This is a genomic window from Streptomyces sp. XH2 (assembly GCF_049725035.1).
GTDB lineage: Bacteria > Actinomycetota > Actinomycetes > Streptomycetales > Streptomycetaceae > Streptomyces > Streptomyces roseoverticillatus.
In genome coordinates this window covers 143,861-165,552 of the sequence record NZ_JBMMMZ010000002.1, presented here as the reverse complement: position 1 = coordinate 165,552, position 21,692 = coordinate 143,861, and the positions used below count along the sequence as shown (strand labels likewise).

Annotated in this window: 15 protein-coding genes; 3 read left to right on the top strand and 12 right to left on the bottom strand. The window is 73.2% G+C overall.

All coding sequences use genetic code 11. From position 1 onward, the window contains the following. Window positions 1-246 precede the first annotated feature (246 nt). The 12 genes from ACOTKD_RS04275 to folC all read right to left on the bottom strand — a co-directional run bounded on the left by ACOTKD_RS04275 (window position 247) and on the right by folC (window position 18,333). Window positions 247-4,446: an Rne/Rng family ribonuclease gene (locus ACOTKD_RS04275; RefSeq protein WP_424887510.1), complete on the bottom strand. Its 4,200-nt coding sequence runs from the start codon at window positions 4,444-4,446 to the stop codon at window positions 247-249. 225 nt (window positions 4,447-4,671) lie between these two features. Next, window positions 4,672-5,457 (bottom strand): TIGR03936 family radical SAM-associated protein, encoded by a 786-nt coding sequence (locus tag ACOTKD_RS04270; RefSeq protein ID WP_424887509.1) that lies wholly within the window; start codon window positions 5,455-5,457, stop codon window positions 4,672-4,674. Between the two features lie 140 nt (window positions 5,458-5,597). Beyond that, on the bottom strand, window positions 5,598-7,523 hold the full coding sequence (locus ACOTKD_RS04265) for a TIGR03960 family B12-binding radical SAM protein (RefSeq protein WP_424887508.1): 1,926 nt from the start codon (window positions 7,521-7,523) through the stop codon (window positions 5,598-5,600). A gap of 64 nt (window positions 7,524-7,587) precedes the next feature. Beyond that, complete coding sequence (locus tag ACOTKD_RS04260) at window positions 7,588-9,114, bottom strand: CHAD domain-containing protein (protein WP_424887507.1); 1,527 nt, start codon at window positions 9,112-9,114, stop codon at window positions 7,588-7,590. A 237-nt stretch (window positions 9,115-9,351) separates the two neighbouring features. Then, window positions 9,352-10,551 carry a rod shape-determining protein RodA gene (rodA, locus tag ACOTKD_RS04255; protein ID WP_424887506.1) on the bottom strand — a complete coding sequence of 400 codons (1,200 nt, stop codon included), beginning with the start codon at window positions 10,549-10,551 and terminating at the stop codon, window positions 9,352-9,354. After that, window positions 10,548-12,686 carry a penicillin-binding protein 2 gene (gene mrdA, locus ACOTKD_RS04250; RefSeq protein WP_424887505.1) on the bottom strand — a complete coding sequence of 713 codons (2,139 nt, stop codon included), beginning with the start codon at window positions 12,684-12,686 and terminating at the stop codon, window positions 10,548-10,550. Before mrdA ends, rodA begins: the two co-directional genes overlap by 4 nt. Further along, window positions 12,683-13,312 carry a rod shape-determining protein MreD gene (gene mreD, locus ACOTKD_RS04245; RefSeq protein WP_424887504.1) on the bottom strand — a complete coding sequence of 210 codons (630 nt, stop codon included), beginning with the start codon at window positions 13,310-13,312 and terminating at the stop codon, window positions 12,683-12,685. Before mreD ends, mrdA begins: the two co-directional genes overlap by 4 nt. A gap of 3 nt (window positions 13,313-13,315) precedes the next feature. Next, a complete protein-coding gene (gene mreC / locus ACOTKD_RS04240) occupies window positions 13,316-14,248 on the bottom strand; it encodes a rod shape-determining protein MreC (RefSeq protein ID WP_424887503.1) in 933 nt (310 codons plus the stop codon). A gap of 297 nt (window positions 14,249-14,545) precedes the next feature. Beyond that, on the bottom strand, window positions 14,546-15,565 hold the full coding sequence (locus tag ACOTKD_RS04235; RefSeq protein WP_004950903.1) for a rod shape-determining protein: 1,020 nt from the start codon (window positions 15,563-15,565) through the stop codon (window positions 14,546-14,548). 291 nt (window positions 15,566-15,856) lie between these two features. Continuing rightward, window positions 15,857-16,270 (bottom strand): nucleoside-diphosphate kinase, encoded by a 414-nt coding sequence (gene ndk / locus ACOTKD_RS04230; RefSeq protein ID WP_367136338.1) that lies wholly within the window; start codon window positions 16,268-16,270, stop codon window positions 15,857-15,859. Window positions 16,271-16,456: 186 nt separating this feature from the next. Then, a complete protein-coding gene (locus ACOTKD_RS04225) occupies window positions 16,457-16,804 on the bottom strand; it encodes a DUF4233 domain-containing protein (protein WP_424887502.1) in 348 nt (115 codons plus the stop codon). A gap of 2 nt (window positions 16,805-16,806) precedes the next feature. Then, entirely contained in the window at window positions 16,807-18,333 is a 1,527-nt protein-coding gene (folC, locus tag ACOTKD_RS04220) for a bifunctional tetrahydrofolate synthase/dihydrofolate synthase (RefSeq protein ID WP_424887501.1), read from the bottom strand. Window positions 18,334-18,453: 120 nt separating this feature from the next. Between folC and ACOTKD_RS04215 the strand changes: the two genes are divergently transcribed. From ACOTKD_RS04215 to wecB, 3 genes are all read left to right on the top strand, one after another. Further along, on the top strand, window positions 18,454-19,554 hold the full coding sequence (locus ACOTKD_RS04215; RefSeq protein ID WP_424887500.1) for an ATP-binding protein: 1,101 nt from the start codon (window positions 18,454-18,456) through the stop codon (window positions 19,552-19,554). Beyond that, window positions 19,551-20,279, top strand: coding sequence for a response regulator transcription factor (locus ACOTKD_RS04210; RefSeq protein WP_424887499.1), 729 nt, complete (start codon window positions 19,551-19,553; stop codon window positions 20,277-20,279). Before ACOTKD_RS04215 ends, ACOTKD_RS04210 begins: the two co-directional genes overlap by 4 nt. 122 nt (window positions 20,280-20,401) lie before the next feature. After that, on the top strand, window positions 20,402-21,532 hold the full coding sequence (wecB, locus tag ACOTKD_RS04205; protein WP_424887498.1) for a non-hydrolyzing UDP-N-acetylglucosamine 2-epimerase: 1,131 nt from the start codon (window positions 20,402-20,404) through the stop codon (window positions 21,530-21,532). The last annotated feature ends 160 nt before the right edge of the window (window positions 21,533-21,692 follow it).

Below are 21,692 nucleotides of genomic sequence, written 5' to 3'. Positions count from 1 at the left end.
GTGGCGTGGTGCCGTAACAGACACCGACCGTCAAGATTACGTGCCCTTGACGAACGGGTCAAACCGGCCCCTCGCCGGGGTGGCCGCTGCCGCGACGGGGCCGTACAGCCCTGCCGGGCATGGCACCGCCGGACTCCGCCGTCGCGGCCGACCGCCGTCGCGGCGGCTCAAGTGTGTGCGCCGCGCCGGGGAGCGACCCCGGCCGGCGCCGTCCGGCGGTGCCGGGCCGGTCCGAGCCCGCGGGGCTCAGTCCTCCGAGGAGGACACCGCTTCCGCGGCCGCCTTCTTCGTCGTCCGCTTGGCCGGGGCCTTCTTGGCCGCCGTCTTCGTGGCGGTCTTCTTGGCCGTGGCCTTCTTCGCGGTCGTCGTCTTCTTGGCGGCCGTCTTCTTGGCGGCGGTCTTCTTCGCCGGTGCCTTCTTGGCGGCCGTCTTCTTCGCGGCCGTCTTGCGGGCGGTCTTCTTGGCCGGGGCCGCGGCCTCGGCCTCCTCGGCCTCAGCGCCCTCGACGCCTTCGGAGACGGGCTCGGCGGCCGGCTCGGCGGCCTCAGGGGCCTCCGGGGCCGGCTCGGCCGCGACCGGGGCCTCGACGACCACGACGGCCGCCTCGGCGTCCGCCGGCGACCCCGCCGGAGCAGAGACCCTGCGGGTCACCCGGCGGCGCGGCCGCGCGGGAGCGGCCGGAGCCGCCTCCTCCACGGGCTCCGCGACGGGCGCGGGCTCCTCGGCCGGCTCGGCGACGGCGGCGGGCACCGGCTCCGGCGCCTCCACCACGACCTCGGCCGGAGCCTCGGCCACCCGCGGCGCACCCGCCGGAGCGGACGCCTTGCGGGTCGCCCGGCGGCGCGTACGGCCGCCGCGCTTGGCCGCGGCCTCAGCCTCGGCAGCGCTGCCGAACCACTCCTCGTCACCGCCGACGGACGGCTGGAGGTCGGCCTCGGTGACGGCGACGGGCTCCAGCTCGGGCGCCTCGGGCGCGCCCTCCGCCGCGGCGGCCGCGGGGGCCTCCTCCGGCGACGGGGCCTCCTCGGCGGCCGGGCCCGCGGTCGCGGCGACGGCGGCCTCGTGCACGTGCTCGTGCGCGGCCTTGCCCTTCTTCTTGCCGCGCTTGCCGCCGCCACCGCCGCCGACCGACGCCGGCTGGTCCATGTGGACGATGACGCCGCGGCCGTTGCAGTGCACGCAGCCCTCGGAGAAGGACTCCAGCAGGCCCTGGCCCACCCGCTTGCGGGTCATCTGGACCAGACCCAGCGAGGTCACCTCGGCGACCTGGTGCTTGGTGCGGTCGCGGCCCAGGCACTCCAGCAGGCGCCGCAGCACCAGGTCCCGGTTGGACTCCAGCACCATGTCGATGAAGTCGATCACGATGATGCCGCCGAGGTCGCGCAGCCGCAGCTGGCGCACGATCTCCTCGGCCGCCTCCAGGTTGTTCCTGGTGACCGTCTCCTCCAGGTTGCCGCCCTGGCCGGTGAACTTGCCGGTGTTGACGTCGACGACGACCATCGCCTCGGTCCGGTCGATGACGAGCGAACCGCCGCTCGGCAGCCAGACCTTGCGGTCCAGCGCCTTCATCAGCTGCTCGTCGATCCGGTACGTGGCGAAGACGTCGACGTCCGACGTCCACTTCTGCAGCCGGTCGGCCAGGTCGGGCGCGACGTGCGAGACGTAGCCGTGGATGGTCTCCCAGGCCTGGTCACCGCTGACGATGACCTTGGAGAAGTCCTCGTTGAAGATGTCGCGGACGACGCGGACGGTCATGTCCGGCTCGCCGTAGAGCAGGCTCGGCGAGCTCGTCGAGATCTGCTTCGCCTTCTTCTGGATGTCCTCCCACTGCGCCTGCAGACGCTCGACGTCACGGCGCAGCTCGTCCTCGCTCGCGCCCTCGGCGGCGGTGCGCACGATGACGCCCGCGTCCTCGGGGACGATCTTCTTGAGGATGGTCTTCAGGCGCGCCCGCTCGGTGTCGGGGAGCTTGCGGCTGATGCCGGTCATCGAGCCCTCGGGCACGTACACGAGGTAGCGGCCCGGGAGGGAGACCTGGCTGGTCAGACGCGCGCCCTTGTGCCCGATCGGGTCCTTGGTGACCTGGACGAGCACGGACTGGCCGGACTTCAGCGCGGTCTCGATGCGGCGCGGGCCGTTGCCCATGCCGAGCGCCTCGAAGTTGACCTCGCCGGCGTACAGGACGGCGTTGCGGCCCTTGCCGATGTCGACGAAGGCGGCCTCCATCGACGGCAGCACGTTCTGGACCTTGCCCAGGTAGACGTTGCCGACGTAGCTGGTGGCCTGCTCCTTGTTGACGAAGTGCTCGACGAGGACGTTGTCCTCCAGCACGCCGATCTGGGTGCGCTCGCCGCTCTGGCGGACGACCATCACGCGCTCGACGGCCTCGCGGCGGGCCAGGAACTCGGCCTCGGTGATGATCGGCACGCGGCGGCGGCCCTGCTCGCGGCCCTCGCGGCGGCGCTGCTTCTTCGCCTCCATGCGGGTGGAGCCCTTGATGGACTGCACCTCGTCGAAGCCGGTGCCGGGCTCGCGCTCCTCGCGCTTGCGGGGCTCGCGGACCTTGACGACCGTGCGCTCCGGCTCGTCGACGCCCTCGGCCTCGACGGCCTCACCGCTGCGACGGCGGCGGCGACGGCGGCGACGGCTGCCGGCCGTGCCCAGGCCGGCGGCCTCCTCGCCCTCCTCGGGCTCCTCCTCGCGGGCCTCGGCGGCCTCCTCGGGCTCGGCCTCCGGCTCCTCCTCGGTCTCGCCCTCGGCCTCGGCGGCCTCGCCACGGCGGCGGCGACGGCCGCCCCGGCGACGGCGGCGGGAGGGGCGCTCGCCCTGCTCCTCGTCCTCGGCGGCGGCCTCGGCGGCCTCCTCGGGCTCGGCCTCCGGCTCCTCCTCGGCGGCGACCGGTGCGGCGTCAGCCTGCTCGACCTCGGCGGGCTCGCCGCGGCGGCGGCGACGGCGGCGGCCGGCGGCCGGGGCCTCGGCGACGACGCGCTCCTCCTCGGCCTCGGCCGGCTCCTCCACGGCGGCCGCGGCAGCGGCAGCGGCAGCGGTCTCCGGGGTCTGGAACATCGGCTCGGCGAAGACGGGGGCCTGGAAGACGGCCGTCGGCGGACGCACGGCACGGCGGCGGCCCCGCGCGGGGGCGGCGGCCTCCTCCGGCGCGGCCTCGGCGGCCTCGCGGGCGCGGCTCGCCTCCTTCGCGGCCTCCAGGGCGGCGGCGGCCTGCTCGGCGTCACCGGCGGCGACGCGACGGCGCGAGCGCGCACGGGCGGGGGCCGGCTCGGCGGCGGCCTCGGCGGGCTGCTCGGCGGCGGGCGCCGCGGCGGGGGCGGTGGCCCGGCGGCGGGTACGGCGGCCGCGGGGCTCGGTGGGAGCCTGCTCCCCGGCCTCGGCGACGGGCTCGGCAACCGGCTCGGCGGCGACGGCCTCGGCCGGCTCGGCGGCCTGCGGGGCGCCCGCCGGGGCGGTGGCCTTACGGGTGGCACGACGGCGCGTACGGGCCGGGGCGGCGGTCTCGGCGGCCTCCGGAGCGGCGGCGGCCGGAGCCTCCACGGGCTCGGCGACGGCCTCGGTCACGGCCTCGGCCTGCGGCGCACCCGCCGGAGCGGACGCACGACGCACGGCACGGCGACGCGGACGGGCCGGGGCGGCCGGAGCCTCCTGCGACTCCTCGGCCACGGGCTCGGCGGCCGGGGCGGCGGGCTGCGCGGGTGCTTCCACGACGGCCTCGGCGGCCTGCGGCGCACCGGCCGGGGCGGAGGCGCGGCGCACGGCACGGCGGCGCGGACGGGCGGGGGCCTCGGCGGCCTCCGGAGCGGCGGCGGCCGGAGCCTCCACGGGCTCGGCGACGGCCTCGGTCACGGCCTCGGCCTGCGGCGCACCCGCCGGAGCGGACGCACGACGCACGGCACGACGGCGCGGACGGGCCGGGGCGGCCGGAGCCTCCTGCGACTCCTCGGCCTCTTCGGTCTCCTCCGCGACGGCGGCGGCGACGGCGGGCGCGAGCGGCTCGACGACGGCCTCGGCGCCCTTCGGGGTGCCGGCGGGGGCGGTGGCCTTACGGGTGGCACGGCGGCGCGTACGGGGAGCGGGCTCCACGGCGGGCTCCTCGACGGGCTCGGCGGTCAGGGCGACGGGCTGCGGGGACTCGGCCACCTCGGGGGCGGTCTCCACGGCGGGCTCGGCGACCTTGGGGGCGCCGGCGGGGGCCGTGGACTTGCGGGTCGCACGGCGGCGCGGGCGCGCGGGCGTCTCAGGGGCGGCCGGGGCCTCTGCCTCCGGCGTGGCGGCCTCGGCGGCCTCGGGGGCCTCGGCGGCAGCGGCCGGCGGGCCCGCGGGGCGGGAGGCCGCACGGCGGCGGCGACGTGCCGGCAGCGTGTCGCTGGGGCTGTTGTTGTCGGATTCGGTCCCGGCAGGGCCGGGCTCAGCGGGCTCAATGGATTCGAGCATGCGGGCGGTTCTCCCGTCACGCTCCCGGGCGCCGCGCCGGTTCCGGCCCGCCGGTCCGCGTGATGAGCGCGGTACCGCCGTCCGGGGCGCGGTCGCCGCACGGGAGCTGTCGTCTCGCTCGCCGGGCCCGAACCTTGTCCTCGGGGACCGGCGAAAGTCTCCTGGTCAGTGCGCCTGCCGCACCGGGTGGCTCCCTGGTGTCCGGCGGCGCTTCGACGGCCGTCCTTACGCGGAACCTTCCGGCACCTGCGCATCGCCTGCGGGGCTCGGCCCGGCGGCCGTGGTGGGGAAGGCCGGGGCGGCTTCGCGGTCAAGCGCGAGCGGGTCGGTCACCGTGCCGGACTCCTCATCGAGCAGCCCCTGCGCCAGCCTGGTCACCGCAGCGGGGACCGGCGGCGCCAGGTCGGCCGTAGCGCGGAGACCGGACAGGACGTCGTCGGGTCGAACGGCGGGTGTGGCGTGCCGAACAACCAGCCGCAGTATCGCACAGGGACCGTCGCCGGGCCTATCGGCCGCGGCGTCCCGCGCCTCGAGCCGGATCACGGCACCACGCGCGTCGAAGGTCCGCAACCCGTTTTTGGTGCGGCGCTGGACGTCCACCTGCTCGGCGGCCATGAACGCCGCCACGGCGCGCTCGGCGTCCGCGGGCTCCACGCCGTCCAGCCGGAGCTCCCAGACGGAGGCCTCCAGCCGCTCGGCGAAGGAGGACGTCCGGGCCTCGACGGCGTCCGTGATGTCCAGCCCGGCGGGCAGGGACTCGTCGAGCAGCTTGCGCAGCTGCTCCACCTCGCGGACCTCGGCGAGCTGGATCTCCAGGTACTCGGCCTCGCTGCCCGTGCCGGTGGGTGCGGCATTGGCGTACGACACCTTCGGGTGCGGGGTAAAGCCCGCCGAGTAGGCCATGGGGACCTCGGCCCGGCGCAGGGCCCGCTCGAAGGCGCGCTGGAAATCGCGGTGGCTGGTGAACCGGAGGCGGCCGCGCTTGGTGTAGCGCAGGCGGATGCGCTGCACCGCGGGTGCGGGCGGCGGGCCTTCGGGCTGTCGCTTGCCCAGTGGTCTGATTCCTTCGTGAGTGCGGTCGTACTGCTACCTAGAGTACGTGCCACGGGGGCCCTGCCAACCCGGCAGGGCCCCCGCTCGAACGTACGTTCCTACTTGACGACGGAGAGCGGAAGCAGCTTCTTGCCCGTCGGGCCGATCTGGATGGACGTGTCCATCTGCGGGCAGACGCCGCAGTCGAAGCACGGCGTCCAGCGGCAGTCCTCGACCTCGGTCTCGTCGAGCGCGTCCTGCCAGTCCTCCCAGAGCCAGTCCTTGTCGAGACCGGAGTCCAGGTGGTCCCAGGGCAGGACCTCCTCGTACGTGCGCTCGCGCGTCGTGTACCAGGCGACGTCCACGCCCTGCTCGGGCAGCGTCTGCTCGGCGCACTTCATCCAGCGGTCGTACGAGAAGTGCTCGCGCCAGCCGTCGAAGCGGCCGCCGTCCTCGTACACCGCGCGGATGACGGAGCCGATGCGGCGGTCACCGCGCGAGAGCAGGCCCTCGACGATGCCGGGCTTGCCGTCGTGGTAGCGGAAGCCGATCGAGCGGCCGTACTTCTTGTCGCCGCGGATCTTGTCGCGCAGCTTCGCCAGGCGGGCGTCCGTCTCCTCGGCGGAGAGCTGCGGGGCCCACTGGAACGGCGTGTGCGGCTTGGGCACGAAGCCGCCGATGGAGACCGTGCAGCGGATGTCGTTGGAGCCGGAGACCTCGCGGCCCTTGGCGATCACGTTGACCGCCATGTCGCCGATCTGGAGGACGTCCTCGTCGGTCTCGGTCGGCAGCCCGCACATGAAGTACAGCTTCACCTGGCGCCAGCCGTTGCCGTACGCCGTGGCGACGGTGCGGATCAGGTCCTCTTCCGAGACCATCTTGTTGATGACCTTGCGCATGCGCTCGGAGCCGCCCTCGGGGGCGAAGGTCAGGCCGGAGCGGCGGCCGTTGCGCGTGAGCTCGTTGGCGAGGTCGACGTTGAAGGCGTCCACGCGGGTGGACGGGAGGGACAGACCGATCTTGTCCTCCTCGTACCGGTCCGCCAGGCCCTTCGCGATGTCACCGATCTCGGTGTGGTCGGCGGAGGACAGCGAGAGGAGGCCGACCTCCTCGAAGCCGGTCGCCTTGAGGCCCTTGTCGACCATCTCGCCGATGCCGGTGATGCTCCGCTCCCGCACGGGGCGCGTGATCATGCCGGCCTGGCAGAAGCGGCAGCCGCGGGTGCAGCCGCGGAAGATCTCGACGGACATGCGCTCGTGGACGGTCTCCGCGAGCGGTACGAGCGGCTGCTTCGGGTACGGCCACTCGTCCAGGTCCATGACGGTGTGCTTGGACACGCGCCACGGCACGCCGGACTTGTTGGGCACGACGCGGCCGATGCGGCCGTCCGGCAGGTACTCGACGTCGTAGAACGCCGGGACGTACACCCCGCCCGTCTTCGCGAGCCGGAACAGCAGCTCCTCGCGGCCGCCCGGGCGGCCCTCGGCCTTCCAGGCCCGGATGATCTCGGTGATCTCCAGGACGGCCTGCTCGCCGTCGCCGATGACCGCGCAGTCGATGAAGTCCGCGATCGGCTCGGGGTTGAAGGCCGCGTGGCCGCCCGCGAGGACGATCGGGTCGTCGATCGTGCGGTCCTTGGACTCCAGCGGGATGCCCGCGAGGTCCAGGGCCGTGAGCATGTTGGTGTAGCCCAGCTCGGTGGAGAAACTCAGGCCGAAGACGTCGAACGCCTTGACCGGCCGGTGGCTGTCCACGGTGAACTGCGGGACCTCGTGCTCGCGCATGAGCTCCTCGAGGTCCGGCCACACGCTGTACGTGCGCTCGGCGAGGACGCCCTCCCGCTCGTTGAGGACCTCGTAAAGGATCATGACGCCCTGGTTGGGCAGGCCGACCTCGTACGCGTCCGGGTACATCAGGGCCCAGCGGACGTCGCACTCGTCCCAGGGCTTGACGGTGGAGTTCAGCTCGCCACCGACGTACTGAATGGGCTTCTGCACGTGCGGGAGGAGAGCTTCGAGGCGCGGGAAGACCGACTCGACAGGCATCGCAATGTCTCTCATGAGCGGAAGGGGGTGACCCTCAAGGGTAACGTGCCCGCGGAGCGGACCCTCACGACCGCAGATCGGCCCGGTACCGCTTGCGGGAGGCCTTGCGCCACAGGCCCGGCAGCTCCCGCTCGTACCCGGCCGCGCGCTGTTCCTCGCGCCCGTACAGCAGCCCCAGGGTGAACGTGCTCTCCCCCGCCGCGTGGGCCCGGACCGCGAGCGCGCGCAGGGCGGTGCGGGTCATGACGCTGTCCTGGTGCTCTCCGAGGAGCGTCTGGACGTCCTTCATGCGGGACGTGAAGCGCTTGGCGGGCTTGCCGAGGGCCGGCCTCGCGGCCTCGGCGGCGTAGCGGGCGCGCTTGGCCGCCTTGCGGGCCTCGTGGAGCGCGGTGTCGCGCGCGGGACCGGGACCGGTGCCCAGGGCCTTCTCGACGCGGCCGGCCAGCCGCTCGTAGTCGTGCAGGACGGCCCCGGCCAGGACCTCCGGCGCGGGGCGCGCGGCGGCCCTCCGCAGCGGCGGGTCGGCGAGGAGGGCGTCGAGCGCGTCGAGGAGGGCGAGGTACCGCTCGCCGTCGAGGAGGGCGAGGACACGCTTGCGGGAGCCCCTGGCGCGGCCGGCCGCGTAGACGCGCAGGCGGGCGCGGACGGGCCCGAGGACGAGCGTGACCGGCAGCCCGGCGAGGCCGTCCTTCAGGCGGGCGGTGACGACCTCGCGGTCCCGGTCCGCGCCGAGCTCCTCGGCCAGCCACTTCAGCTCCGCGCCGAGCGGGTCGGTGACCTTGCGGTCCAGGACGCCGCCGTACGTGCGGAAGGCGCTGCGCAGGCGGCGCGTGGCGACGCGCATCTGGTGGACGGAGTCCTCGGCGTCGCGGCGGACGGCGGTGTCGTACGCGAGCAGGGCGCCGATCTGCTCGCGCACGTAGGCGAGGACGTGGTCGCCGGCGGTGGCGGGCTTCCGCGCGGGCTTCTTCTGCTGCTGCTCCTCCCCCGTCTCCCGCAGCGCCCTGGCCAGCTTCGACGGCGCGTCGGAGGGGTGCAGGCCCTCCTTGCGGAGGCGCTTGTCGACGGTGTCGAGGAAGGCGGGGTCGGTGCCGCCGCCGAGTTCGACCTCGAACTCGGTCCAGCGGGCGCTGCGGCCGCCGTCGCCGAGCCGGTCGGCCCTGACCCGGTCCTCGCTGGCCTCGGCGAGGAGCGTGCCCCGCGCGTCGAGGAGCCGGCTGACCGTGCGGCGGGAGCGGATGCGGACGAGGGGGACGAGCGCGGCGTGCCGGACGCGGGCCCGGACGAGGGCGGCGAGGGCGCGCGGCACGTCCGGCGAGAGGGGCGCCCGGACCTCGTCCCGCACCCCGGGGGCGACGGGGAGCTTGAGGTGCCAGCCCTCGTCCTCGCCGCCGGTGCGGCGGCGCAGGGTGATGCCGGCCGCGGCGAGGCGCCGGTCCGCGGTGTCGTAGTAGACGGCGTCGAGTTCGTGCGTCACTTCGCCGGTGACGGCCGCGACGCCCGCGACGCGGCTCAGGTCGGGCAGCGTGGCGCCTCCGGCGTGGGGCCCGGCTTCGTACTTCCGCTCGATCTCGCGCAGAGTGTCCGCCATAGTGCCGAATCTAGTGCGGGTGTGTCCTATGGGGCAGTCCTGTTTACGCCGGGCTGCGGCGGGTTCGGCCTTGACGCCGGGCTGGGGCCGGCTCGGCACCGCCGGTCAGCGCCGCTGTGGTTGCGCGCCGCGGCGGCGGGCATTTTTTCCGCCGCAGCGGCGCATCACCACGACGGCGGGAGTCCGGCGGAATCCCCGGCCGCCCCGGCCGTAGCGTCCAGGTCGTCCCGGTCGGCTTTACGCCGAGACCGGTCGCTGGACCTTGATCGACTGCAGGAGTCCGATCGCGATCCACGCCGCGAACATCGACGACCCCCCGTACGACACGAACGGCAGCGGCAGGCCCGTGACCGGCATGATCCCGAGCGTCATGCCGATGTTCTCGAAGGACTGGAAGGCGAACCAGGCGACGATCCCGGCCGCCACGATCGTCCCGTAGAGCTCCGTGGTCTCGCGGGCGATCCGGCACGCGCGCCAGATGACGACGCCGACGAGGAAGATGATCGCGCCCGCGCCGACGAAGCCGAGCTCCTCCCCGGCGACGGTGAAGATGAAGTCGGTCTGCTGCTCGGGCACGAACTGGCCGGTGGTCTGGGAGCCGTGGAAGAGGCCGGAGCCGAGGAGGCCGCCGGAGCCGATGGCGATGCGGGCCTGGTTGGTGTTGTAGCCGACGCCGGAGGGGTCGAGCGCGGGGTTGGCGAAGGCGGCGAAGCGGTTGATCTGGTACTCGTCGAGGACGCCGAGCTGCCAGATGAGGATGCAGCCGAGGACGCCGGTGCCGATCAGGCCGGCGATCCAGCGGTTGGACGCGCCGGAGGCCAGGAGCACGGCGAGGACGATGACGACGAGCACCATCACGGAGCCGAGGTCGGGCATCAGCAGGATGATCAGGATCGGCAGGGCGGCGAGGCCGAGGGCCTCGACGACGGTGCGGTGGTCGGGGTGGAGCCGCTCGCCGGCGTCGACCTTGGCGGAGAGCAGCATCGCCATGCCCAGCGCGATGGTGATCTTGGTGAATTCGGAGGGCTGGAGGGAGAAGCCGCCGCCGAGCTGGATCCAGGACCGGGCGCCGTTGATGGTGGCGCCGAGCGGGGTGAGGACGGCGACGGTGAGCAGGACGGAGATGGCGTAGAGGATGGGGACGGCGCCGCGCAGGGCGCGGTGGCCGACCCAGACGGCGCCGACGGCCAGGCCCAGGCCGATGCCGGTGTTGAGGATGTTGCGGAGCAGGAAGTAGTACGGGTCGCCCTGGTTGAGCTCGGTGCGGTTGCGGGTGGCCGAGTAGACGAGGAGGGTGCCGATGCCGGAGAGGGCGAGGGCGGCCCAGACCATCACCCAGTCGAGGCGGCGCAGGACGGAGTCGCGGGCGGTGAGGCGGCCCCAGGCGGAGCGCTCGGGGCTGTAGCGGCGGGCGCGGTAGCCGCCGGTGGTGGTCACGAGTCCTGCTCCTCCTTCCGGGCCGAGGGGCTGGGCTGGGGCGGCTCGATGGGCTGGGCCTCGATGGTGCCGTCCTTCTGGATCTTCGGCAGTCCGGTCTCCGGGTGGGGCAGGAGCGCCTTCTTGGCGTCGATCTTGCCCTTCTCGTCGACTCCGTAGAGGGCGTTGTAGATGTTGCGCACGGCGGGGCCGGAGGCGCCGGAGCCGGTGCCGCCCTGGGAGATCGTCATGACGACGGCGTAGTCGCCGGTGTAGGTGGCGAACCAGGAGGTGGTCTGCTTGCCGTAGACCTCGGCGGTGCCGGTCTTGGCGTGCATCGGGATCTCCTTCTGGGGCCATCCCTCGAAGCGCCAGGCGGCGGTGCCCTGGGTGGCCACGCCGGCGAGGGCGCCGTCGATCTGGTCGCGCGTCCTCTTGTCGAACGGCAGCCTGCCGTGGGACCGCGGCTCGATCTCGTGGACGGTGCGGCCGTCGGGGCTGATGACGGCCTTGCCGACGGTGGGGTTCCAGAGGGTGCCGCCGTTGCTGATGGCGGCGTAGATGGTGGCCATCTGCAGGGGGGTGACAAGAGTGTCGCCCTGCCCGATGGAGTAGTTGACGGAGTCACCGGCGCGCATGCGCATGCCGGACTCGCAGTTCTCCTTGGCGATCTGGCCGGCGTAGCTGGTGTCGGTCTTGCCCTGCTTGCACCAGGAGTCCTTGTTGGCCTCCCAGTAGTTCTTCTTCCACTCGCGGTCGGGGACGCGGCCGGTGACCTCGTTGGGGAGGTCGATGCCGGTCTCCTTGCCGAGGCCGAACTCGTGCGCGGTCTTGTAGAACCAGTCGGCGGGGTGCTTGGGGTTGTTGCCGCCGTCCTTCTGCCACTGGCGGTAGGCCAGGTCGTAGAAGACGGTGTCGCAGGAGACCTCCAGGGCGCGGCCGAGGTTGATGGGGCCGTACCCCTTGGACTCGAAGTTCTTGAAGACCTGGCTGCCGATGCTGTACGAGGCCGAGCAGTTGTAGTTGTCGTCGAAGGCGTAGCCGGCCTTGACGGCGGCGGTGGCGGAGATGACCTTGAAGATCGAGCCGGGGGCGGCCTGGCCCTGGATGGCGCGGTTGAGCAGCGGGAAGCCGGAGTCCTTGCCGGTGAGGTTCTGGTAGTCCTTGGCGGAGATGCCGCCGACCCAGGCGTTGGGGTCGTAGGTGGGGTTGGAGGCCATGGCGACGACGCGGCCGGTCTTCGCCTCCATGACGACGACGGCACCGGCGTCCGCCTTGTAGTTGGTGCCGGTGTTCCGGTCGGTCTCCTTGCGGGCGTCCTTCATCGCCTGGTCCAGCTCGCGTTCCGCTATGGCCTGCACGCGGGCGTCGATGCTGGTGACGAGGTTGGCGCCGGGGACGGCCTTGTCGCTCTTGGCCTTGCCGATGACGCGGCCGAGGTTGTCGACCTCGTAGCGGGTGACGCCGGCCTTGCCGCGCAGCTGCGAGTCGTACTGGCGCTCCAGGCCGGAGCGGCCGACCTGGTCGGAGCGCAGCAGCGGGGAGCGGCCGGCCTTGGCCTTGGTGATCTCCTCGTCGGTGACGGGCGAGAGGTAGCCGAGGACCTGGGCGGTGTTGGAGCCGCCGGGTCCGGCGTAGCGGCGGACGGCGGTGGGTTCGGCGGTGATGCCGGGGAAGTCCTCGGCGCGCTCGCGGATCTGCAGGGCCTGCTGGGTGGTGGCCTCGTCGGTGATGGGGATGGGCTGGTAGGGCGAGCCGGCCCAGCAGGGCTTGGGGGTCTTGGCGTCGCAGAGCCGGACCTTGGCGGCGACGTCCTCGGTCTTCATGTTCAGCACGCCGGCGAGGCGGGCGAGGACGGTGCGGCCGCGGTCCTTCATCTTCATCAGGTCGGTGCGGCTCGCGGAGACGACGAGGCGGGTCTCGTTGTCGGCGAGGGGGACGCCGCGGGCGTCCAGTATCGAGCCGCGGGTGGCGGGGGCGACGACCTGCTGGATGTGGTTGTCGGCGGCTTCGGCGGTGTACTCGTCGCCGTTGCGGATCTGGAGGTACCAGAGCCTGCCGGCGAGGGTGAGGAGGAGGGAGAAGACGAGGATCTGGATGACGATGAGGCGGATGGTGACGCGGGAGGTCCGCCCGGAGTCAGGCAGGTTGCTCACAGCCGCTTCACTCCCCTCATCCGGCCCGGCCGGCGCAGCCCCGTCCGCATGCCCGTGCGCTGGCCGCCCACGCGGCCCGCGCGCGATCCCCCCATCGTGCTGGGGCCGTCGGCGGTCAGCGGGTCGTTCTGGACGCGCCGGGCCATGGCCATGACGAGCGGGACGACGAAGGGCGCGAGCAGCAGGTCGTAGAGGGCCGCGGTGAAGACGAGGCTGGTGAGGCCGACGTTGCGCGCGGCGGTGTCGCCGACGAGGGAGCCGACGCCCGCGTAGAGCAGCGTGGAGCCGACGGCCGCGGCCACGACGACGAGCATGGGCACGGTGGCCGAGCGCAGCTTGCCCGTCTCGGGCCGGACGAGGCCGACGAGGTAGCCGATGACGGACAGCACGAGGGCGTACCGGCCGGTGGCGTGGTCGGCGGGCGGGGCGAGGTCGGCCAGCAGGCCGGCGGCGAAGCCGACGACCGCGCCGTTGGTGTGGCCGTGGACGAGGGCGAGCCCGACCACGACGAGGAGGAGCGGATCGGGGACGGCGCCCGGCAGATGGAGCCGTGCCAGGACGGTGACCTGCACGACGAGGGCGACCACCACGAGCGCGGTCGAGAGCAGGATCCGGTTGAGGCGCATCGGTCAGTCCTCGGGTTTGGCGCTCGCGGAGGGCGTGACCGTGACGGTCACGGTGGGCGTGGGCTTGGGCGCTTCCGGCTTGGGCGGCAGCACGGTGTCGCGGGGGTCGGTGCGCGGGGGTTCGACGACGACGCCGACGATGTCGAGCTTGCTGTAGCCGACGAAGGGGCGGACCTGGAGGGTGCGGGTGAGGCTGCCGCCGGCGGGCTCGACGCGGGTGACCTCGCCGACGGGGACACCGGCCACGAACGGCTTGTCGCGGCTGGAGCCGAAGGTGACGAGCCGGTCGCCGGGCTTGACGGCCGCCTTGCCGTTGAGCAGTTCGACGCGCAGGACGCCGGCGCCCTGGCCGTTGGCGAAGCCGAGCTCGCCGCTCTTCTCCATGCGGGTGCCGACGGTGAACTTGGGGTCGTTGGCGAGCAGTACGGTCGCGGTGTCGCGGGCGACGGTGGTGACGCGGCCGACGAGGCCGTCCCCGTTGAGGACGGTCATGTCGCGCTTGATGCCGTCGCGGCTGCCGGCGTCGATGGTGACGGTCCAGGAGAAGCCCTGGGCCGCGCCTATGGCGATGACCTGGGCGCCCTTGATGCCGTACTGGCCGCGGCCGGCGGTCCCCAGCATGGCGTCGAGCTCGGCGGCCCGGCCGCGGTTGCGGGCGTCGCTGCCGAGCCGCTGCTTGAGACTGGTGTTCTCGCGCTCCAGGGCGCTGATGCGGTTGTGCCGCTCGTCGGAGTCACGCACGGCCGCCACGGCGTTGCCGACGGGGTCGACCGCGGAGGCGACGCCCTTCTCGACGGGCCCGAAGACGGAGGCCGCCGCGTGCCGGACGCCGTCGAGCGGGGACCGCTCACCGCCACGGATGTCGACCGTGATCAGTGCGAAGGCGATGGCGACCAGCAGCACCAGCAGCAGCCGGCTCTCTCGTGTGTCCCTCACGTGCGGCGGCGTGCCCTTCTCGTAGGACCGGCGGGCTGCGGGGCGGGCCGGTCATCCGGAGCGTTGTGCCTGTATATCAGGTTGTTTCCCGGCAGCGGTGGTACGCAGGGTGCCTTTGGCGCCACCCCCGGCCAAGGGGGTGGCACCGGTCCCCCGGCAGGTGGAACGCGCCGGGCGCGGCACCCCGGGAGGCGGCCCCGGGCGACGGTCCGGAACGGCACTCCGGGGCGGCGACACGGCGCCGGAGCACCGCCTGCCGCCGCGGTCCCGGCGTACCCGCCCGCAGGAGCGGGCGCGTCAGCGCCGCGGCTGGGCGTCGAGGACCTGCTGGAGGGCCTCGAACTCCTCGACGCACTTGCCGGAGCCCAGTGCGACGGAGTCCAGCGGGTCCTCGGCGATGTGGATCGGCATGCCGGTCTCCCGGCGCAGCCGCTCGTCGAGGCCGCGCAGGAGGGCGCCGCCGCCTGTGAGAACGATGCCGCGGTCCATGACGTCACCCGAGAGCTCGGGCGGGCACTTGTCGAGGGTGGTCTTGACGGCGTCGACGATGGAGTTGACCGGCTCCTCGATGGCCTTGCGGACCTCGGCGGCGGAGATGACGACGGTCTTGGGCAGGCCGCTGACCAGGTCCCGGCCGCGGATCTCGGTGTGCTCGTCCTGCTCCAGGTCGTAGGCCGAGCCGATGGTGATCTTGATCTGTTCGGCGGTGCGCTCACCGAGGAGGAGGCTGTACTCCTTCTTGATGTGCTGGATGATCGCGTTGTCGAGCTCGTCGCCGGCGACGCGGATGGACTGGGCGGTGACGATGCCGCCGAGGGAGATGACCGCGACCTCGGTGGTGCCGCCGCCGATGTCGACGACCATGTTGCCGGTGGCCTCGTGGACGGGGAGGCCGGAGCCGATCGCGGCGGCCATCGGCTCCTCGATGATGTGCACCTGACGGGCGCCGGCCTGGGTGGACGCCTCGATGACGGCGCGCCGCTCGACGCCGGTGATGCCGGAGGGCACACAGACCACGACGCGGGGCCGGGCCATCCAGCGCCGCTTGTGGATCTTGAGGATGAAGTAGCGGAGCATGCGCTCGGTGATCTCGAAGTCGGCGATCACGCCGTCCTTCAGCGGCCGGACCGCGACGATGTTGCCCGGGGTGCGGCCGATCATCTTCTTCGCCTCGGCACCCACCGCGAGGATGCCGCCGGTGTTGGTGTTGATGGCGACGACGGATGGCTCGTTGAGGACGATTCCGCGGCCTCTGACGTACACCAGCGTGTTGGCGGTCCCGAGGTCGACAGCCATGTCACGGCCGATGAACGACATGTTGTTCCCCATGAGGATACGTCTGGCCTTCCCAGCTGGAGTGAGCGATTGCTTACTTGCGGTCGGCAGGGTGTGCGGTGCGCGGCGGGCGCGGAAGCTCTCATCGTAGTCTCGACCGGTCGAACGCGGCGCGAGGGTTCCTCCGCCATTGTCGGCGGAAGTGGAGCTTCCCCCAGTAATGGTGACGTCGTGTCGGAGTGAGAGGTTCCCTCGTTCGCCACGCATATGCCAGGGGCGACCGAAAGAAAATCGGTCGCCCCTGATCGGAAAGGCTCCGGGCCTGATGCGCTATCAGGCGAGGCCGGGAAAGAAAATCTTGATTTCCCGCTCGGCCGACTCCTCGGAGTCCGAGGCGTGGATGAGGTTCTCGCGCGTGATGGTGCCGAAGTCACCACGGATGGATCCCGGGGCGGCCGAAATCGGGTCCGTCGGGCCGGCCAGGGCGCGCACGCCCTGGATGACGCGCTCGCCCTCGACGACCATGGCGACGACGGGGCCGGAGGACATGAAGCCCATCAGCGGCTCGTAGAAGTCCCGGCCCTCGTGCTCGGCGTAGTGCTGCGCGAGGGTGTCGCGGTCGAGGGTGCGCAGCTCCAGCGCGCTGATCGTCCATCCGGCCTTGCGCTCGATGCGGGCGATGACCTCGCCGGTCAGCTTGCGCCGGACGCAGTCGGGCTTGAGAAGGACGAGGGTGCGCTGGCTCATACTGCGGCTCCTTGCGGGCGATCGTTCTGGTGGGCCAGAGGGTACAGGTGCGCGGCGCGGGAGCGGCACCCGGACCGCCACCACCCGCCGGGCGCCGCGCACGGCGTCCGGCGGACCGCGTCCGCCTGCGCGGAGCCGACGGCCCGGGCACCGGGGCCCGTACGGCACCCGGCCGCCGGATACGGGCTACCCGGCGTCAGCCGCCGCGGCCGCCGCGAAGCGGGCCTTCGCCTCGTCGATCTTCCGGCCGAAGTGCACCGAGGCCCACCACAGGCCGCCGAAGACCACCCCGAGGATGAACATCATCGGGACGATGAAGCCGCTCAGGACCAGCCCGATCTGCAGCAGCCAGCCCAGCTGGACGCCGCCCGGGCGGGTGAGCATGCCGCACAGCAGCACGCTCACGGCCATCGCGGTGCCGCTGACGGCCCACACCGTGCCGGTCGACAGGCCGGACATCTGCATGGCGACCAGACCGGCGAACCCGATGACGAAGAATTCACCGATGAGAGTGCCGGCGCACAGCGTTCTCATGATCAGCCCTTCCCGAGGAGCAGCCGGGCCTCGCCGACCGTGATCACCGAGCCGGTCACCAGGACGCCCGCGCCCGAGAACTCGGACTCCTCCTCCGCGAGGGTGATCGCGGCCTCCAGGGCGTCGTCCAGCCGGGGCTCGACCTGGACGCGCTCGGCGCCGAAGACCTCGACGGCGATGGCCGCGAGCTCGTCGGGGTCCATGGAGCGCGGGGTGGAGTTGCGGGTGACGACGACCTCGGCGAAGACCGGCTCGAAGGCCTCCAGCAGGCCGCGGACGTCCTTGTCGGCGCTGGCGCCGACGACGCCGATGAGCCGGCTGAAGCCGAACGCCTCGGTGATCGCCTCGGCCGTGACCTGCGCGCCGGCCGGGTTGTGCGCGGCGTCCAGCACGACGGTGGGGCTGCGGCGCACGACCTCCAGCCGGCCCGGGGAGCTGACCTGCGCGAAGGCGCGGCGGACGGTGTCGATGTCGAGCGTGCGGGCGTGCTGCGCACCGATGCCGAAGAACGCCTCGACGGCGGCCAGGGCGACCGCGGCGTTGTGCGCCTGGTGGGCGCCGTAGAGCGGCAGGAAGAGCTCGGGGTACTCGCCGCCGAGGCCGCGCAGCGTCAGCAGCTGGCCGCCGACGGCGACCTCGCGGGAGACGACGCCGAACTCCATGCCCTCGCGGGCCACGGTGGCGTCGACGTCGACCGCGCGCTTGAGCAGCACCTGTGCGGCGTCGACCGGCTGCTGGGCGAGGACGACGGTGGCGTCCTGCTTGACGACGCCGCCCTTCTCGCCGGCGATGTCACCGGGGGTGGCGCCGAGGCGGTCGGTGTGGTCGAGCGAGATGGGGGTGACGACGGCGACGGAGGCGTCCACCACGTTCGTCGCGTCCCAGGTGCCGCCCATGCCGACCTCGACGACGGCCACGTCGACCGGGGCGTCGGCGAAGGCCGCGTAGGCCATGGCGGTCATGACCTCGAAGAACGACAGGCGGTAGTCCTCGCGGTCGTCGACCATCTCCACGTACGGCTTGATGTCCTGGTACGTCTCGATGAAGCGCTCGGCGGAGATCGGGGCGCCGTCGAGGCTGATGCGCTCGGTGATCGACTGGACGTGCGGGCTGGTGTACCGGCCGGTGCGCAGGTCGAAGGCGCCCAGCAGCGACTCGATCATGCGGGCCGTGCTGGTCTTGCCGTTGGTGCCGGTGATGTGGATCGCGGGGTAGGCGCGCTGCGGCTGCCCCAGGATGTCCATCAGGGCCTCGATGCGGACCAGCGAGGGGTCGAGCTTGGTCTCGCCCCAGCGGCCGGCGAGCTCGGTCTCGACCTCGCGCAGCGCGCGGTCGGTCTCGGGGTCCTCGGGCCGGGCGGGGATGTCGCCCTGCGGCGGCCCGGCCTGGGCGCGCAGGGTCCGGCTGCCGGCCTCGATGACGGCGAGGTCGGGGTCGCGGTCGGTCTCGGCATCGACAATTTCCTCGAAACGGTCATTGTCGTCGGGGCCGGTGCTGCCGTTGTCGTCGTTCAGGGGGCGCTCGCTCACGCGGACCAGTCTACGGAGGGGGTACGACAGCGCGGGCGGCAGGCCCGGCGGCCTTGTCCTACGGTTTTCCCGGAAGGCCTCTTAAGACCTTTATGCCTCTTTCTGTACGGGAGCCCGGTGGTGAACGAGGACGACGACCGGTGGCGGACGCTGCTGGACGCGCTGCTGGAGGCGCTGCCCGGAGGCGCCGCCGTGCAGGGCCCGGACGACCGGGTGCTCGCGGCCAACCGGAGGTTCACCGGCATGTTCGGCACCGGGGTCCGGGCCGGCGGGATCCCGGCCCGCCACCACGTCCACCGGACGGCCGAGCTGCCCCTCCCCGACGGCCGCACCGTCCGCCGCGTGATCGAGCCGCTCCGCCACGAGGGCGCCTACCTGGGCGCCCTGTGGACGTACGAGGACGTCACCGAGCGCAAGCGGCGCGAGCGGGACCTGGAGCGCGACAACGTGGCGCTCACCGAGCTGGCCCGGCAGCGCAACGCCTTCACGGCCGCCGCCTCCCACGAGCTGCGCACGCCCCTCACCTCCGTGATCAGCTTCTGCGAGCTGCTCACCGACCCCTCCTTCGGCGCCCTCACCGACGAGCAGGCCTCCTTCCTGGACGCCATCCGGCGCAACGCCGACCGCATGCAGCGGGTGATCGCCGACCTGCTGCTGACCACCCGGATGCGGGCCACCGCCGGCCTGGAGCTGGAATTCGGCGACGTGGAGGTGGACCGGATGCTGCAGGACGCCGTCCTCGACCGGATGAGCACGACGCAGGAGGCGGGATTGTTCACCGTTCTGGAGTGCACCCCCGGACCCGTCCTGCGCGGTGACCGGCACCGGCTGCAGAACGTCCTGGCCAATCTTCTGGAGAATGCCGCGAAATACACCCCCGCGGGTGGCCGGATCTCGGTCACGGCGGCGCCGCGCGGAGAGTTCTGGGAGATCGAAGTCGCCGATACCGGAATCGGTGTCCCGGAGGAATTCCGGGAGGAGATCTTCAATGGTTTCGTACGGGCACCGAACGCGCGTACGGGCGGATATCCCGGCACCGGCCTCGGCCTCGCCATCAGCCGCGCCATCGTCCGGCTGCACGGCGGCACGATCACCGTCGGCGAGGCGGCGGACGGGGGCGCGGCCTTCCTGATCCGGCTGCCGGTGGAGGGGCCCGGGGATCCCCCGGACGAGGACGGCGCAAACGACCGGGGCGGACCCGCCGGGAGGGCGGACGCGTGACCCGCGTGCTCGTCGTCGAGGACGACCCCGACCTCTCCCTCGCCCTGCGCACCCTCCTCACCCGCGCCGGCTACGAGGTCGCCCACGCCGACAACGGCCGCGACGGGCTGCGGCTGCTGTTCGCCGAGCGCCCCGCCCTCATGCTCCTGGACATCGGGCTGCCGCAGCTCAACGGCTGGGAAGTGCTGGAGCGCACCCGCGACCTGAGCGACCTGCCCGTCCTGCTGCTCACCGCCCGCGGCGCCGAGACCGACCGGGTCCGCGGCCTGCGCGCCGGCGCCGACGACTACCTGCCCAAGCCCTTCGGCAATGACGAGCTGCTCGCCCGCGTCGAGGCGCTGCTGCGCCGCACCGCGCCCACCCGCTGGGCCGGCGACTCCTTCGACGACGGGCTGCGGCTCGTGCCCGAGCGGCGCTCGGCGGTCTGGCAGGGCCACGAGGCCCGGCTCAGCGACATCGAGTACCGGCTGCTGCAGGTGCTCGTCCGCAACCGGGGCCGGGTGATCACCACCGACCAGTTGCTCGACCGGGTGTGGGACGACCCCGAGGGCACCGGCCGCGAGCGGGTGAAGTTCGCCGTCCTGCGGCTGCGGCGCAAGCTGCGGCAGGCCGCCGGCGACGAGGCCGCGGACCCGTTGGAGGCCGTACGGGGCCTGGGCTACCGCTACCGGGCCGACGGCGGGGACGAAGGTCCCGCCCCGGACGAGGACGAAAGTCCCTTCTAGCCCGATTTCCGCCCCGATTCCGGTTTCGCAACCGTCGGGCAACCGAAGGCACCCCGGGGGTGCAACCGAGGCACCGCAAGGTCGTGAGCTGTCAGCAGCCCGTCGGCCCCAGGAGTCACCTCGTGCAGTCCCTGCCCGTCCGTAGCGTCGCCGTCGTCCTCGGCACCCGCCCCGAGCTGGTCAAGCTCACCGACCTCGTACGCCTCCTGGGCCCCGCCGCCCACCTGGTGCACACCGGTCAGCACTACGACGAGGAACTGTCCGGCCGCTTCCTGACCGAGCTGGGCCTGCCCGAGCCGACCTTCCTGACCGGGGTCGGCGGACAGCCGCGCGCCGTCCAGATCTCCAGTGCCCTCGCCCAGCTCGACGACCTCTTCACCGCCGAGCCGCCGCTCGCCGTCGTCGTCCAGGGCGACACCAACGCGGCCCTCGCCGGCGCGCTCGCCGCGAACGCCCGCGGCATCCCGCTGCTGCACGTCGAGGCCGGCCTGCGCAGCCACGACCGCAACATGCCCGAGGAGCACAACCGCGTCCTCATCGACCGCATCGCGGACGTCCTGTGCGCGGCCACCGAGGACAACCGCGCCAACCTCCTCGCGGAGGGCGTCGACGACGCCCGCATCGCCGTCACCGGCAACACCGTGGTCGAGGCGGTGCACGGCCAGCTGCCGTCCGCGGCCGAGCGCGCGGAGCTGCTGGAGCGGCACGGCCTGACCGCCGACTCGTACGTCCTGGCCACGGTCCACCGCCCCGAGAACACCGACTCCCCCGAGGCCCTGCGCGCCATTTTCACCGAGCTCGCCGCGCTCGTGGCCGACGGCCGGCCGGTCGTCGTGCCGCTGCACCCGCGGACCCGGGCCCGGCTGGCGGCCGCCGGCCTGGAGGGCCTGCTGACGGGCCTGACCGTCACCCGCCCCCTCGGCTACGGCGAGTTCCTCGCCCTGGCCCGGCACGCGGCGCTGCTGGTCTCCGACTCGGGCGGCATCCAGGAGGAGTGCACCGTGCTCGGCCGCCCGCTGGTCGTCGTGCGGCGCTCCACGGAGCGGCCGGAGGCGATGGCGGACTTCGCGGACCTGGTGGAGCCGGGTGCGGAGATCGGGCGGGCCGCCCGGCGCCGCCTCGCGGAAGGCCCGCAGGGCCTGTCCCGCCTCGCGTCCCTGCCGAGCCCCTTCGGGGACGGCCTGGCGTCGGACCGCATCGTCGCACTGCTGACGGCGATCGGCGCGCCGCAGGAGCTGGCCGCGGCCGCGTAGGGCCTCTCCCCCACCCCGCCCCTTCCCGTAACCGGGGCTCCGCCCCGGACCCCGCATCGCGCTGAACGCGCTCGTCCTCAAGCGCCGGACGGGCTGAGAGTGCCCGGCCAGGCACCATCCAGCCGTCCGGCGGCTGAGGACGAAACGGGGAAAGGGCGGG

Bases quoted from the DNA above. Each gene is read 5' to 3' on its own strand.
- ndk (WP_367136338.1), bottom strand. From the start codon at position 16,270: ATGAGCCAGCGCACCCTCGTCCTTCTCAAGCCCGACTGCGTCCGGCGC.
- mreD (WP_424887504.1), bottom strand. From the start codon at position 13,312: ATGCGCCTCAACCGGATCCTGCTCTCGACCGCGCTCGTGGTGGTCGCC.
- ACOTKD_RS04225 (WP_424887502.1), bottom strand. From the start codon at position 16,804: ATGAGAACGCTGTGCGCCGGCACTCTCATCGGTGAATTCTTCGTCATC.
- ACOTKD_RS04235 (WP_004950903.1), bottom strand. From the start codon at position 15,565: ATGTCGTTCATCGGCCGTGACATGGCTGTCGACCTCGGGACCGCCAAC.
- ACOTKD_RS04260 (WP_424887507.1), bottom strand. From the start codon at position 9,114: ATGGCGGACACTCTGCGCGAGATCGAGCGGAAGTACGAAGCCGGGCCC.
- ACOTKD_RS04275 (WP_424887510.1), bottom strand. From the start codon at position 4,446: ATGCTCGAATCCATTGAGCCCGCTGAGCCCGGCCCTGCCGGGACCGAA.
- ACOTKD_RS04265 (WP_424887508.1), bottom strand. From the start codon at position 7,523: ATGCCTGTCGAGTCGGTCTTCCCGCGCCTCGAAGCTCTCCTCCCGCAC.